Here is a 15,310-nt window from a genome sequence, read left to right as displayed (position 1 = left end):
AAACCCACTATTAAAAAAACTTTGCGACTTCGCGACTTTGCGAGATTAAAAATAAAAAACTTAGCGAACCTTGCGTAAATCTTAGCGCCCTTTGCGGTTAGACCCTCCCCACAAAATTCACACAAAAAACATTGAAATTTAAACTTTAAACAAAACTTTATTCCTTAATTTTGTATCGCTAAAAATAAAATAGACAAACTATGAGTTCATTTGACGTAGTCATTATAGGTTCAGGTCCTGGCGGATATGTATCAGCAATTCGTTGCGCACAATTAGGTTTCAAAACAGCAATTGTAGAAAAGTATAACTCTTTGGGCGGAACTTGCCTTAACGTAGGTTGTATTCCTTCAAAAGCATTACTTTCTTCTTCTCATCATTATGCGGAAATTGCTCATTTTGCAGATCACGGAATCGAAGTTTCCGGAGATGTGAAAATCAATTTAGAGAAAATGATCGCGCGCAAACAAGCAGTTGTAGATCAAACCGTAGGTGGAATCAACTACTTAATGGATAAAAATAAAATCACTGTTTTCAATGGTTTAGGTTCTTTCGTAGACGCAACGCACATTGCAGTTGCTAAAGCGGACGGAACATCAGAAACTATCGAAGCAAAATATACTGTAATCGCTACAGGTTCAAAACCATCTTCTTTGCCTTTTATCAAAATTGACAAAGAAAGAATCATCACTTCAACTGAAGCATTGGCTTTAAAAGAAGTTCCAAAACACTTAGTAATTATTGGTGGTGGCGTTATCGGAATCGAACTTGGACAAGTTTACCTGCGTTTAGGAGCACAGGTTTCTGTAGTGGAATTTATGGACAGAATTATTCCGGGAATGGATGGTGCTTTGTCTAAAGAATTGACAAAAGTATTGAAAAAACAAGGAATGAAATTCTACGTTTCTCACAAAGTAAAATCAGTGGAAAGAAACGGCGATGCTGTTGTAGTTCAGGCTGAAAATGCAAAAGGAGAAACTATTACTTTAGAAGGAGATTATTCATTAGTCTCTGTTGGTCGTCGTCCTTACACAGATGGATTAAATGCTGACAAAGCAGGAGTGAAAATTTCAGACAGAGGACAAGTTGAAGTAAACGATCATTTACAAACTAACGTTCCGAATATTTACGCAATTGGTGACGTTGTTCGTGGAGCAATGTTGGCGCACAAAGCGGAAGAAGAAGGAACTATGGTTGCTGAAATCTTAGCAGGTCAAAAACCACATATCGATTATAACTTAATTCCTGGTGTTGTTTACACCTGGCCAGAAGTTGCTGCCGTTGGACAAACAGAAGAGCAGGTTAAGGCTTCGGGAACTGAATACAAAGTGGGAAGTTTCCCATTCAAAGCTTTAGGTCGTGCAAGAGCAAGTGGAGATTTGGACGGATTTGTAAAAATTATTGCTGATGCTAAAACTGATGAGGTTTTAGGAGTTCACATGATTGGAGCACGTACAGCTGACTTAATTGCTGAAGCAGTTACTGCAATGGAATTCAAAGCTTCTGCTGAAGATATTTCAAGAATGAGCCACGCGCATCCAACTTTCGCGGAAGCGGTAAAAGAAGCAGCACTAGCCGCTACAGATAATAGAGCATTACACGTATAATTTACGTAAAAGCAACATATTTAAAAACCCTTCAAAAATTAGATTTTTGAAGGGTTTTTCTTTTGCTGTAATTTCTGCCCCATATATTGTAAAAATCAAAAATAATTTTGTAAATTAGATGTGTAATTCAGGTGTTATCTTTACTTCTATAAAAAGATAATATTATGAAAAATAAATATATAGCTCCACTTCTAATAGGAGCAGGAATTGCATTTATACTTTCTTCGTGCAAATCAACGATACCTAAAAAAGCTGTTGCAGTCACCAATTTTGACAAAGCAAAGTATCTGGGAAAATGGTTTGAAATTGCAAGATTAGATTATAAATGGGAGAAAAATTTAAACAACGTTACTGCCGAATATTCCCTTAAGGAAGATGGCACGATTAAAGTTGATAACAGGGGCTATAATGTCAAAAAAGACAAATGGGAAGAAAGCATCGGGAAAGCCAAGTTCGTCAAAAAGGACAACGTTGGTATGCTTAAGGTCTCATTTTTTGGTCCTTTTTATTCCGGTTATAATGTAATTGCCATTGATCCGGATTATAAATATGCACTTGTAGCAGGAGAAAGTTTAAAATACATGTGGATTCTTTCCAGAGAAAAAACTATTCCTGAAAGTGTAAAGGCAGATTATCTTATAAAAGCACAGAAAATTGGTTATACTATTTCTGACCTCGTTTGGGTCGAACATGATAAGGCCAATTAAAAGTAAACCCGACAATTTTAAAGTTGTCGGGTTTATTTGTTTTAATTTGAAAGTGAATTATGCTGTAAAAACACTTTTATAATTATCCCAATATCTGTAAATCAAAAATAAGTTGGCCAGAAATAATAACACTGCAATTGGCAGCCCTTCCGGAGCCAGGAAATAATTGATAAACAAAATGTTTACCGTAATTGGTAAGATTAAAATATTAGCCAATGTTACATAACGTCCCGTTACAAATGCAATACCACAAAGTAATTCGATTGATTTAGCTAAAGGCATTAAATAAGTTGAAGCCATTAAACCTACATTAAAGGCTTTAAAATTACCTGTGGTTTCTGGTTCTGGCATTAGATGGAAAAAATAGCTGATCGATGCAAAAAGCAGTAGAAGACCAATTAAGACACGGACAATAATTGTAGCAATTTTCATAATACTTAGGATTTTTAAGAGGTTAAAAAATATAGTTATCTGCTGGAAATCGTATACGTTGCCTGTCCTAATAAAAATGAAATTTAGTATTTAATGACACTTTATTGAGGATTTTACAATCAAAACAATCCTATTTTGGGATTAATTGAATTGTATATCAAATATAACGCTTTTTTCATTATGATATTACTATTTTATTAACACTTTTCTTATTTCTTGCCGTATTTCTTGTAAAGGAAAAATCCGCCTAAACTGATTAAAATAAAAGGCCAAAGGTTAAGCAGGAAAACCAAAATGGACTGCAATATGTACCAGCCTGTTTTTAATGAATCAATAATTTGAATTCCTAAATTAGGTTTGTAATAAGCACTGTCTTTTTCGCCGGCTGTTATTTCTTGTTTAATCGTTTCGTTTTGATACAACTGTAAAGTAATGGTGCTGAAGTTAACTTGATCCTGTATGGATAAATTTTCGATGGTTTTATTATCATTAGCTTCTTTTTGGTTCGCTAAGGCATTTTCGGCTTCCATAATATCATTTATCTTTTTGCCTTTGGTATCAATTGCTTTTTCAACTCTTTTTTCATTTGTGGTACTTCTTTTTTGAGAGAATTGATTGGCTAACAATTTCAATGAAACATCATCAGCTTTAATGACTCTGAAATCAAGGAAATCAATTTGCTTCGCAATGCTTTTAATTACCGTATCAAGCTGGGTGTTGGGAACGCGAATTGTAATATTATTTTCTACTGAAAATTTGGTAGTCTCCAGTGTGCTGTCCTGACTGATTTTAGTTTTAATCTGATCGTGAATGTTGCTTTGCAGATTGGTGTAAGTAACAAAACCTCCAAATTTCGCCACGACATTTTCAATTGCATAAGTAGATTTGACGACGTTTTTAACCTTGAATTTAATATCAGCGGTTCGAATAAATTTCTGTTTGCTGTTTTTTGGCTCCACTGCTGCTGTTGAGGAAACAGCCGTGCTGTCTGCTGTGGTTTTGTAATCTGCAGATTCTTCAGCTGCGTAATCTGCTTTTTTACAAGAAAATAGTAATGCGATAATTACCAGGGTAGTCACACCTAATTGTGCAATTGTTTTCATAAAGGTTATAAAATTTGATTAATAAATATACTCGCCTGTCTCTCAGGTTAGTTTTGTTTTTAGCCACAGATTATTAGATTTAAATGATTTTTTAATCTTGTTAATCTGTGCAATCCGTGCAATCTGTGGCTTATTTTTTTGAGTAATTTTTTCATCAAATGGCAAGAAAATTTTTAATAATTAGCACTAATTCGATATACTAAAAAGTGTGCCAATAATTTTTCGGGATAATTTTATTGAAGGATTTTTTTTGTCGTAATTTTGAAGTCTAAAATTTATACTTTTTTGAGAGTTTCCATTCATAAACCTATTTCAAATCCAGAGCAGTTTAAACAGCAACTTCTAACATGGTCACAGCAATTTCGTGAGGTTGTTTTTTTAGACAGCAATTCGCATACGCAAGAATATTCGAGTTTTGATTGTGTATTGGCTGTTGATGCTTTCACCTCTTTAAAAACAGATTTCCAAAACGCTTTTGACGATTTAAAACAATATCAGCAAACCACTAAAGACTGGCTTTTTGGTTATTTAACCTATGATTTAAAAAATGATGTTGAAAATTTGAAATCAGCTAATTTTGATGGATTAAATTTCCCTGATTTGTTTTTCTTTCAACCCAAAAAAATATTTTTATTGAAAGGAAACCAGCTTGAAATTCGGTACTTATTGCTTTGCGATGATGAGGTTGAAGAAGATTTTAATGAGATAGCCGAAAGTGAATCCCGAAGTCTCGGGACGAAAGTCGAAAGTGCATTATCTTTAAAGATTGAGCAGCGCATTTCGAAAGACTCCTATATTGAAAAAGTAGATAAAATGCTGGAGCATATTCACATTGGTGATATGTATGAAGCTAATTTCTGTATGGAATTTTATGCTGAAAATGCGATTATCAATCCATTGGAAAAATTTCTGAAACTAAATGAAATTTCAAAAGCACCGTTTTCGGTTTTCTTTAAAAATCATAAACAATATTTACTTTCTGCTTCTCCGGAACGTTATCTGAAAAAAGTGGGTGAAACTATTATCTCCCAGCCGATAAAAGGAACTTCAAAACGATCTTTGGATCCAATTGAAGACGAAAAATCAAAACAATTCCTGGAATCAGATTCGAAAGAACGTGCTGAGAATATTATGATAACCGATTTGGTAAGAAATGATCTGTCGCATACCGCACAAAAAGGATCTGTAGAAGTGGTAGAACTTTGTAAAATCTATTCGTTTCTTCAGGTGCATCAAATGATTTCGACCATAACATCAAAATTAGATGCTCAATATGCTCCAATAGATGTTTTGAGAACAACTTTCCCAATGGGAAGTATGACGGGAGCGCCTAAGATTTCAGTAATGAAAATCATCGAAAATCTGGAAGAAACCAAACGTGGATTATATAGTGGAGCAGTAGGTTATTTTACACCGGAAGGTGATTTTGATTTTAATGTGGTCATCAGAAGTATTTTGTACAATCAGGAAAATCAATACGTTTCATTTTCAGTAGGAAGCGCCATTACAGCGCAATCTGATCCTGAAAAAGAATACGAAGAATGTTTGTTGAAGGCTAAGGCAATGCATGAGGTTTTACGATAAAGGTTTGCCACGAATTACGCTAATTTTCACTAATTTCTATATGCGTTATCTAAAACACTACTGATAAATAAAAATCGTGCTAATTCGTGAAATTCGTGGCAAAAAAAATCTGCAGAATCTGCGAGAAAAATAATTAGTGTAAATTCGTGAAATTGGTGGCAAAAAAAATATTTCACGCTTAACATTTCATTTAAAAATTGATAGAATTTAATTCTTTACATTTATCAAATGTTTTCAAAATTTCAAAATCACATCATTTCGAGGTTTCCATTTCTGGAAAATAAAAAACTATTTCTGGCAGTCAGTGGAGGTTTGGACAGTATGGTTTTATTGCATTTGCTGCAACAATTACCTTTTGAAATAGCCGTTTTACATTGTAATTTTCAGCTGCGTGGATTGGAAAGTTTTGGTGATCAGAGTTTCATTCAAAACTATTGTGATCAAAATAACATTCCAATTTTCACAACTCAATTTGATACCGAAGCTTTTGCAAAAGACTATAAATTATCAACTCAGGTTGCGGCGCGTGAACTAAGATACAGCTGGTTTTATGAACTTCTGGAAACTGAAAATTTCGATTACATTTTGACCGCGCATCACGCCGACGATAATCTGGAAACTTTCATTATCAATTTAACCCGCGGAACCGGTTTAGATGGTTTAACGGGAATTCCGGAACAAAACGATAAAATTATTCGTCCGCTTTTGCCGTTTTCACGAGAAGAAATCCTGAAATACGCCGAAGAAAATAATATCGAATGGCGTGAAGACAGCAGTAATGCCTCTAATAAATACCTGCGAAATAAAATTCGCCATGATTTAGTTCCAATTTTGAAAGAGATTAATCCTAATTTTTTGAATGCTTTTCAGAAAACACAATCGTATTTGCAGGAATCTCAGGAAATGGTTGAAGATGCTTCTATTATGATTTATCAACAGGTCGCAAAAGAAGTCGGTGAGGAAATTCATTTTGATTTAAATCAGCTTGAAAAATTGCCCAATTATAAATCGTATTTGTACCAATGGCTAAATGAATTTGGTTTTTTGGCCTGGAATGATATTTATGATTTAGTGGACGGACAATCCGGAAAACAAGTGTTTTCTGCCGAATTTAGATTGCTGAAAAATCGAAATACGTTGATTTTAAGTCCGCTTTCAGATGAGGATGAAAAGGATGAATATTATATCAATAAAGACGATCAAGACGTTAATTTTCCCTTAAAATTGAGGCTTTGTCCCGTAGACGACATTACATTAAATTCAAATAAAGCTATCTTTGTTGACGCTGAAAAAATCCAATTTCCGTTGGTTTTACGTAAATGGAATGAAGGTGATGTTTTTCATCCGTTTGGAATGAATGGAAAATCTAAAAAAATCAGCAAGCTTTTTAAAGATGAAAAATTATCGCTGATTGAAAAGGAAAAAACATGGCTTTTGTGTTCAGATAATCAGATTGTATGGGTTATCGGAATCAGGCAGGACGAACGTTTTAAAATAGAAAATACCACAAACAGAATACTTAAAATAGAACTACAATAATGAACTTTACTCAATCCTGTCAAACGATAACTTCAAAAAGTGTCTGGAATAAAACCATTGTTTTTTTGTTATTTTTCATTTTTGCTTTTGCAAAAGGTAACGCTCAGATTTTAGAACCAGTAAAATGGACGGCTAAAATTGAAAAGAAATCGGGTACAAATGCCGTTTTAATTTTTGATGGAACAATTGAAAAAGACTGGCATATGTATTCGCAATTTACTCCGGACGGAGGACCACTTCCGTTAGAAATTGTGTTTAAAAATCAAAAAGGAAATTACAATTTGGTTGGAAAAGCCAAAGAAGGAAAAACGAAAACAGCTTTTAACGATGTCTTTGGTGTAAACGAAACATTTTTTGAAGGAAAAGCACACATCGAGCAGGAAATTACAATCACAAATCCGGATTTAAAAACGGTTGATGTCGATTTTGATTTTCAGGTTTGTAAAGAAGTTTGCATCAATTCGAACAAAAAATTCTCTATTGCGATTCCGGCAGCTTTCAAAATGGAAGCGGTAGCAACAGTTTCTGAAGCGAAACATGATGAAACAAAAGTTGAAGGTTTAGCTGTTGATACTGTAGCTAAAACAACAGCTTCAGAAAAAATTGAATTAAGAAAAATAGATAACGCTACTGCGGAAGTTGTAGATGAAATTCCGGCACCAGCTTCTACCAGAAGTTTATGGTCGATCTTTTTTATTGCTTTTATATCTGGATTTGCGGCTTTGTTGACACCTTGCGTTTTCCCGATGATTCCAATGACAGTAAGCTTCTTTACCAAACAAAGTAAAAGCAGAGCAAAAGGAATTCGAAATGCTGTTATTTACGGATTAGCAATTATTGCTATATATGTTATATTAGGTTTGATTGTAACTAAAATATTTGGTGCGGATGCCCTGAACGCTTTGTCTACGGACGTTTGGTTTAATCTGATATTCTTCGTTTTATTGATTGTATTTGCTGTTTCATTTTTGGGTGCGTTCGAGATTATGCTTCCAAATTCATGGGCGAATAAAGCAGATCAGCAAGCGGATAGAGGTGGAATCGTTGGAATATTGTTCATGGCGTTAGCTTTGGCAATTGTGTCATTTTCTTGTACTGGACCAATTGTTGGAACCTTATTAGTTGAAGCCGCTTCAAACGGTGGAATCGCTCCTGTTATTGGAATGTTAGGATTTTCATCAGCTATGGCTTTGCCCTTTATGTTGTTTGCCATGTTTCCGGGTTGGCTGAATTCATTACCAAAATCGGGTGGTTGGCTGAATACGGTAAAAGTAGTTTTAGGATTTTTAGAACTGGCTTTGGCATTCAAATTTTTATCCAATGCCGATTTAGTTTTACAATTGCATTTATTAGAAAGAGAAGTTTTCTTAGCGATCTGGATTGCTATTTTCGGAACTTTAGCATTTTATCTTTTCGGAAAAATTACGTTGCCACATGATAGTCCGACCAATCATATTTCAGTTGGAAGATTATCATTCGGATTATTAGTGTTGACTTTTACGATTTATTTAATTCCGGGACTTTGGGGAGCACCTTTAAAATTAATCAGTGCTTTTCCGCCACCACAAACCTATAGCGAAAGCCCTCTTGGATTTGGAGGTTCGGCTAATTCAAATGTCAATACTGGTGGAATAAAAGGGCTGCCTGAAGGAGCAGAATTAGGGCCACATGGCATCATGGTATTTCACGATTACGAAGATGGATTAGCTTATGCTAAAGAAATAAAAAAACCAATTATGTTAGATTTTACAGGTTATGCGTGCGTAAACTGTAGAAAGATGGAAAACAATGTTTGGTCTGATGAAAGAGTGTTGCCAATCTTAAAAAATGATGTGGTTTTGATTTCGCTTTATGTAGATGATAAACGTGAATTATCAAAAGAAGAACAATTTGTCACTGCAAAAGGAGATAAAATCGAAACGGTTGGTGATAAATGGACCGACTTTATGATCTCAAAATATAAAACAAATACACAGCCTCTATATGTTATTACTGACTTAGAAGGACAAAATCTAAACAATTCAAAACCGACAATCAGTTATGTAGATGTTGAAGAATATTTGACCTGGTTGAAAACGGGGATTTCGAATTTTAAGTAGATTTTTGAGAGACAAGAGCCAAGAATAAAGAGTATAGTAGAATATGGAATATAGAATATAGAATATAGAATATAGAATGAGGAGATTAGAAATCTAAAATCTACAGTCTAAAATCTAAAATAAATTGAGGGGAAAGTTAATTCAAAGCAAAAAGCACTCTAAGTTTAAACTCAGAGTGCTTTTTTATTGATTGGGCAAATCGGAAATTAAATTCTTATAGGTATTCTCCGTGTTGAGAGATATCTAATCCTAATTCTTCTTTCTCTTCAGTAACTCTAAGAGGAGTAATTTTATTTACAACAAAGAATAAAATGTATGAAGCAACAAACGCGAAGACAGAAACGATTACTAAAGCAATTAATTGGTTGATGAATAAAGTTGGAGTTCCGAAAATCAAACCTTGATTGTCACCAACTACAGGGTTAATTGCTTTTGAAGCAAAAACTCCAGTTAACAACATACCTACCATACCACCAACACCGTGACAAGCAAAAACATCTAATGCATCATCAATTTTTCCTTTAGGGAATTTACTTACTACCAAGTTACTTACGATTGCAGCAAAAGCTCCAATGAAAATTCCGTGAGGAATGCTTACGAAACCAGCAGCAGGAGTAATAGCTACAAGACCTACAACAGCTCCAATACAAGCTCCAAGTGCAGATAATTTGTGTCCTAATATTTTGTCAAGGAAAACCCATGCCATTGCAGCAGCAGCAGCAGCTACAGTTGTAGTTCCTAATGCCTGTACAGCTAAACCATTTGATCCTAAAGCAGAACCCGCGTTGAAACCAAACCATCCGAACCATAATAAACCAGTTCCTAATAATACGTAAGTAATTCTTGCAGGATTTACTTTTTGAACTTTTCTTTTTCCTAAGAACATGGCTCCAGCCAATGCAGCCCATCCAGCACTCATGTGTACTACCGTTCCTCCAGCGAAGTCTAATACTCCCATTTTGAAGAAAATTCCATCAGGATGCCACGTCATGTGAGCTAATGGTGAATATATAAATAAGATAAACAAAACCATGAATAACAAATAAGCCCAGAAACGTACACGTTCTGCAAAAGCACCTGTAATTAACGCTGGTGTAATGATGGCAAATTTTGCTTGAAATAATGCGAATAACATAAAAGGAATTGTAGGGGCAAGACTCCAGGCAGTATTTGTACCAACACCCTGAAAGAATAAATTTGGAAGTGGATTTCCAATGATTCCTCCAATAGTAGGACCAAATGCTAAACCAAAAGCAACAACAACCCATAAAATAGTAACAATTACCATTGCCATAAAACTTTGAAGCATAGTACTGATAACGTTTTTCTTACCTACCATACCTCCGTAGAAAAATCCTAAACCTGGCGTCATTAGCAATACAAATGCAGTTGCTACGATCATCCAAGCGGTATCTCCGGTATCAAACTTTACAGCTTCTGCTGGAATTGGGTTGTCTGATAAGATGAAGTTTGATACAAAAGTCAGTACCAAAATAGTGATAAGAATCACACTTAAAATAATTTTTCGCATAGTTATTTAGTTTTAAATTTTTTATAAAAGTATAAAATCATTCGACACCCCTATAAAAAATAGAGTCTATTGTTTAACTTTTGTTAATTTTTAAATTTAACCCCCTAAATTTTGCATGTATTTGTTAAAATCAACTTAAATTTTACAATTTATTAATCTAAAATCTCAAAGATGTAGGTTTTTTCGACTTTGTTAACAAAAAAACATGAAAATGATTCTAATTTTAAGAGTTATTATGCTTAAATATTTATAAAAATAGTCAAATTATTTCATTTTTAAATAAAAAAGGCATCAAATGAAATTTTCACCTGATGCCTTTTTTATAAAATAATTTAAATTATTTCTGTCCGTACTTTGCTTTGAATTTGTCGCTTAGTTTGGTTTGGAAAGTATCTAAATTAATCGTTCGACCCTGAATAAAAGCAGTTGTCAGTTTATTAGTTCGCATGTCTAACGCATCGCCTTCAGAAATAAAGAGTGTTGCATCTTTACCCGTCTCCAAAGTTCCACAGCTTGCATCAATGCCTAATAGTTTTGCTGTATTTGAAGTTATCAATTGTAAAGCTACTTCTTTATCTAAACCAAAAGCAGCACAGGTTCCTGCTAAGAAAGGCAGGTTTCTAACACTCATGCGCTCATGATCTCCGCTGTTTTCAAGCCCAACAACAATACCCTTATCCGTTAGTATTTTTGCCATTTTGTATGGTAAATTCACATCTTCATCATCGCTTGTTGGCATATCATGTACACGTCTTAGTAAAACTCCAACATTGTATTTTTTCAAAACATCAGCTGATTTGTAAGCTTCAAATCCGCCTACTATCACAATTTTTTTGATTTGATGATCTGCCGCAAGCTGAATGGCATCTACAATTTGTTTTTCTTCATCAGCATGAACATATAAGGTTTGTGTCCCATCAAACAATCCTTTTGTAGCTTCTAAAACAATGTTTCTTTCTTTAGATGCAGTTTGATTATAAGCTTTTGCGTTTATCAGGAATGCGTTTATTTCCTCTACTTGTTTAGTATAATCTTTATTGGCTTCAATGACACCCGGTTCAAACCATGACCCTGATCTTTTAAAACCTGATGGGAAATTAAGATGAATACCATCGTTCTCTTTCAAAATAGCATCTTTCCAGCTCCAGGCATCCAATTGCACGACAGATGATGTTCCTGAAATTCTTCCACCGCGTGGCGTAACCTGAGCCATTAAAACACCATTTGGACGAACTGTTTCTACAACTTTCGATTCTGAGTTATAAGCAATAATACTTCTCACATTCGGATTAAAAGTGCCAATTTCTTCCTCGTCAACTGATGATTTCACGGCATCAATTTCTACTAATCCTAAAGTAGAGTTTGGCGCAATGAATCCAGGATAAACATGTTTTCCTGTAGCATCAATGGTAGTATCATAAGCACCTGCTGCGAGTCTGATTGTTGGGGCATCGGCTACTAAAGTAAGTTTTCCGTCTTTAAACCCAATAGCACTATTTTGAATAACAGTTCCGTTACCCAAATGTGCTGTAGCATTTAATATCAAGACTGATTTGGTTTGTTTCGGAGCCGGGATTTGTTGCGCATTTATTTGTATCGAAGCACAAAATATCAACAACAATTTATATATGTTTCTATGTATCATAGTATCTTTTTTTATCATTATGAATTTTCTAAAGTTCTTATAACTGCTCTAAAGTATCACAGTGATATTCTTTTTTCTCTTTTCTGGTTGGTTGTTGCGTTCCGTTTCCTTTATTCTTTTCCTGCAACATTTGTCCAATCAATTCACTTCTTTCTTTAGTAATGGCCAATTGTTTCTGAGCATCTTTTTCAATATCAAAATAAACAACACCTTCAATAATTGTTTTTTCGGCTTTAGTATAAATAGAAAGTGGATTGTCGCTCCATAAAACAACATCGGCATCTTTACCTACTTTTAAACTTCCTACTTTATCATCAATATGTAAAAGTTTCGCAGGATTTAAAGTCACAAATTTCCAGGCATCTTCTTCAGAAATATTTCCGTATTTCACCGCTTTTGCAGCTTCCTGGTTTAATCGGCGAGACATTTCGGCATCATCAGAATTGTAGGCAACTACCAATCCTGCATTGTGCATAATTGGTCCGTTAAACGGAATAGCATCATTAACTTCAAATTTATAAGCCCACCAATCAGAGAAAGTTGAAGCTCCAACACCATGCTCTTTCATTTTATCAGCCACTTTGTAACCTTCTAAAATATGAGTGAAAGTATTTACTCTGAAATTAAATTTATCAGCAACATTCATTAACATCAAAATTTCCGACTCTATATAAGAGTGACAAGTAATGAAACGTTCTTTATTTAAAATTTCAGCAAGTGTTTGCAATTCTAAGTCCACACGTGGTGCTTTTCCTTTTTTAGAACCAGCGTTAAATTTTTTCCAGCTTTCGTCATATTCTTTGGCCAATTGAAAATAATCTGTAAAAACCTGTTCAACTCCCATTCTTGTTTGTGGAAAACGGGTTGGATTATCAATTCCCCAATTGGCTTGTTTTACGTTTTCACCCAAGGCAAATTTGATAAACTTAGGTTGGTTTTTGTATAACATTTCATCTGGAGAAGAGCCCCATTTCCATTTTACGATCGCAGAACGACCTCCAATTGGGTTTGCAGATCCGTGTAATAATTGCGAAATAGTAACACCTCCAGCTAAATCTCTATAGATATTTATGTCTTCAGAGTTAACAACATCCTGAATTGTAACTTCGGCAGTCGAGTTATGACCACTTTCGTTAACTCCTTTAGAAATCGCAATATGCGAATGTTCATCGATGATACCACTTGTAATGTGTTTTCCTTTAGAATCAATAACAGTAGCACCGGCATCAGAAAGGTTTTTACCAACAGCAGCAATTTTTCCGTTTTTGATTAAAACGTCAGTTTCTGTTAGAATTCCGTCTTTTTCATTTGTCCAAACCGTAGCGTTTTTAAATAATAAAGTTTGGGCAGTTTGTTTTTTAGTATCACCAAAAGCAACATTCGGATAGGTAACCGGCATAACTGCAAGTGGTTTTTCTACTTTAGATGAATCTTTTGCAACGACAAACGGACTCGTTTTTACAGCAGTCCAAAGCAATTCGTCTCCGTTTGATAAAACTGCTTTTCCAGATAAAGCGTCTGCTTTTTCGATGAATCCGGTTAAACGTGTATAATTAGATTTGATCGTATCTGCAGGTTTGATCACCAATGAAATCCAGTTTTTAGCAATAGAAAAAGTGCTTTTTACCTTTTTGGCATCAACAGTAGTTACTTCAGATTTTTGAGCATCAGCAGTTCCGTCAATTTTCCATTTATAAGTATCTTTTCCAACGGTTAAGTCGTAATTTCCACGGATATCTTTGGCGCTAAGATCGTTTACAATAAATTTAGATCCCTGAACCCAGTTTTCATATAAAACCGTTTTCTCGTCAAAAACTTCACCGGAAGTAATGATGAAATTGGCATAAGTACCTACTTTCAAACTACCCACTTCGTCGCTTTTTCCTAAAATAGCAGCCGGAATTGTAGTCAAAGCCTCTAAAGCTTTCGTTTTATCAAAACCTAATTTTATGGCTTTTAGAAGATTTGGTTTGAAGTCTTCAATCTTTTTTAATTTGTCTGTCGTCAGGGCAAATACAATTCCATTATCAGAAAGTACTTTAAGATTTGTCGGTGCCTGATTCCAGAAACGCATATCAGTCAATTCGATTTGGTTTGATAAATATGGATTTGAAACATCATAAGCTTCAGGGAAACTTATCGGAATAATGAATTTAGCGTTAGTGGCTTTAATTTCCTCAATTCTTTCAAATTCATTCCCGCTTCCTTTTAAAACATAGTTTAAGCCAAATTCTTTAGCGATTTTGGCCGCTCTTAAACTGTTTAATTTATCTTCAGAAGTAAATATCTGAACCAGTTTTTCATTGTTTGCCAAAGCTTCTAATGATAAGTCTTTAGTTTCAGAATTTCCTTTTTTGTACCAGTCTAAATCTAAATACATCTGACGCAATAAAGCCATAGAACCCATCAAAGAGCTTGGATAGGTCTGATTTGTAAGGGCGCTTTTTGAGAAAGATAAATGATTGGTTAATTTATTTGCGATGATTTGTTTACTGTTGTCCTCATTATTCAGGGCAATCAAAGCTCCGGTTCCTTGCGCAATTCCGTCTGGAATATGAGTTCCAACAACACCAAAACCAGCTTTTAATAATTCATCCGCTTTTGGCTGGTCGTATTTAAAAGTTTCGTAAACATTGATTTCCGGACGAACACTTTCATTCCAGTAATAACCAACTCTTTTTGTATCGTACAACGGATTTCGATTTCGTCCCGGAGTGATATTTGCTTTTGGTTTTTCAATTCCAAAACTGGTATAAATATCAATAAAAGACGGGTAAATTGTTTTTCCTTGTAAATCTATCGTAATAGCATTTTTCGGAATGGATACAGCATTTCCAACTGCAACAACCTTACCGTCCTGGATCAATAAAGTTCCTTTTTCGATTTTTTGAGTTGGGGTAACATAAATGGTGGCATTTGTAAAAACAGTGTAATTTTTGCTTTTGTTATGCACACTTTCATTAACAGGGAAGTAGTCTTGAGCATACGTTTTTGTTAAAAAAACACTCAAAAAGAGTAGGAGTAAGGCTTTTTTCATATGTAATTGGGTAAATTTTTGCTAAAAAT

The 15,310-nt window shown here is 34.6% G+C and carries 10 protein-coding genes; 5 read left to right on the top strand and 5 right to left on the bottom strand.

The features are described 5' to 3' along the window. Positions 1 to 200: 200 nt before the first annotated feature. A complete protein-coding gene (gene lpdA / locus IHE43_RS20075) occupies positions 201 to 1,604 on the top strand; it encodes a dihydrolipoyl dehydrogenase (protein ID WP_072975931.1) in 1,404 nt (467 codons plus the stop codon). A 164-nt stretch (positions 1,605 to 1,768) separates the two neighbouring features. Next, positions 1,769 to 2,311 carry a lipocalin family protein gene (locus tag IHE43_RS20070; protein WP_192185558.1) on the top strand — a complete coding sequence of 181 codons (543 nt, stop codon included), beginning with the start codon at positions 1,769 to 1,771 and terminating at the stop codon, positions 2,309 to 2,311. A 57-nt stretch (positions 2,312 to 2,368) separates the two neighbouring features. Here IHE43_RS20070 and IHE43_RS20065 read toward each other — a convergent pair whose 3' ends face one another. Then, on the bottom strand, positions 2,369 to 2,743 hold the full coding sequence (locus tag IHE43_RS20065; RefSeq protein WP_192185557.1) for a DoxX family membrane protein: 375 nt from the start codon (positions 2,741 to 2,743) through the stop codon (positions 2,369 to 2,371). Between the two features lie 209 nt (positions 2,744 to 2,952). Further along, complete coding sequence (locus tag IHE43_RS20060; protein ID WP_192185556.1) at positions 2,953 to 3,846, bottom strand: DUF4349 domain-containing protein; 894 nt, start codon at positions 3,844 to 3,846, stop codon at positions 2,953 to 2,955. A 285-nt stretch (positions 3,847 to 4,131) separates the two neighbouring features. Between IHE43_RS20060 and IHE43_RS20055 the strand changes: the two genes are divergently transcribed. The 3 genes from IHE43_RS20055 (at position 4,132) to IHE43_RS20045 (ending at position 9,068) form a co-directional block, all read left to right on the top strand. After that, entirely contained in the window at positions 4,132 to 5,430 is a 1,299-nt protein-coding gene (locus tag IHE43_RS20055) for an anthranilate synthase component I family protein (protein ID WP_192185555.1), read from the top strand. Between the two features lie 228 nt (positions 5,431 to 5,658). Further along, complete coding sequence (gene tilS, locus IHE43_RS20050) at positions 5,659 to 6,969, top strand: tRNA lysidine(34) synthetase TilS (RefSeq protein WP_192185554.1); 1,311 nt, start codon at positions 5,659 to 5,661, stop codon at positions 6,967 to 6,969. Beyond that, positions 6,969 to 9,068, top strand: a complete 2,100-nt coding sequence (locus IHE43_RS20045; RefSeq protein WP_192185553.1) for a cytochrome c biogenesis protein CcdA — start codon at positions 6,969 to 6,971, stop codon at positions 9,066 to 9,068. Before tilS ends, IHE43_RS20045 begins: the two co-directional genes overlap by 1 nt. Positions 9,069 to 9,282: 214 nt before the next feature. On the opposite strand, the gene IHE43_RS20040 is transcribed toward IHE43_RS20045, so the two are convergent. The 3 genes from IHE43_RS20040 to IHE43_RS20030 form a co-directional block, all read right to left on the bottom strand. Beyond that, positions 9,283 to 10,599, bottom strand: coding sequence for an ammonium transporter (locus IHE43_RS20040; protein ID WP_192185552.1), 1,317 nt, complete (start codon positions 10,597 to 10,599; stop codon positions 9,283 to 9,285). 337 nt (positions 10,600 to 10,936) lie between these two features. Then, positions 10,937 to 12,244, bottom strand: coding sequence for an amidohydrolase family protein (locus IHE43_RS20035; RefSeq protein WP_192185551.1), 1,308 nt, complete (start codon positions 12,242 to 12,244; stop codon positions 10,937 to 10,939). Between the two features lie 37 nt (positions 12,245 to 12,281). Further along, positions 12,282 to 15,281, bottom strand: a complete 3,000-nt coding sequence (locus IHE43_RS20030) for an amidohydrolase family protein (RefSeq protein WP_192185550.1) — start codon at positions 15,279 to 15,281, stop codon at positions 12,282 to 12,284. Positions 15,282 to 15,310 lie beyond the last annotated feature (29 nt).

The sequence above is a fragment of the Flavobacterium sp. MDT1-60 genome (assembly GCF_014844035.1).
GTDB lineage: Bacteria > Bacteroidota > Bacteroidia > Flavobacteriales > Flavobacteriaceae > Flavobacterium.
This window is presented reverse-complemented; position numbering and strand designations above follow the sequence as displayed.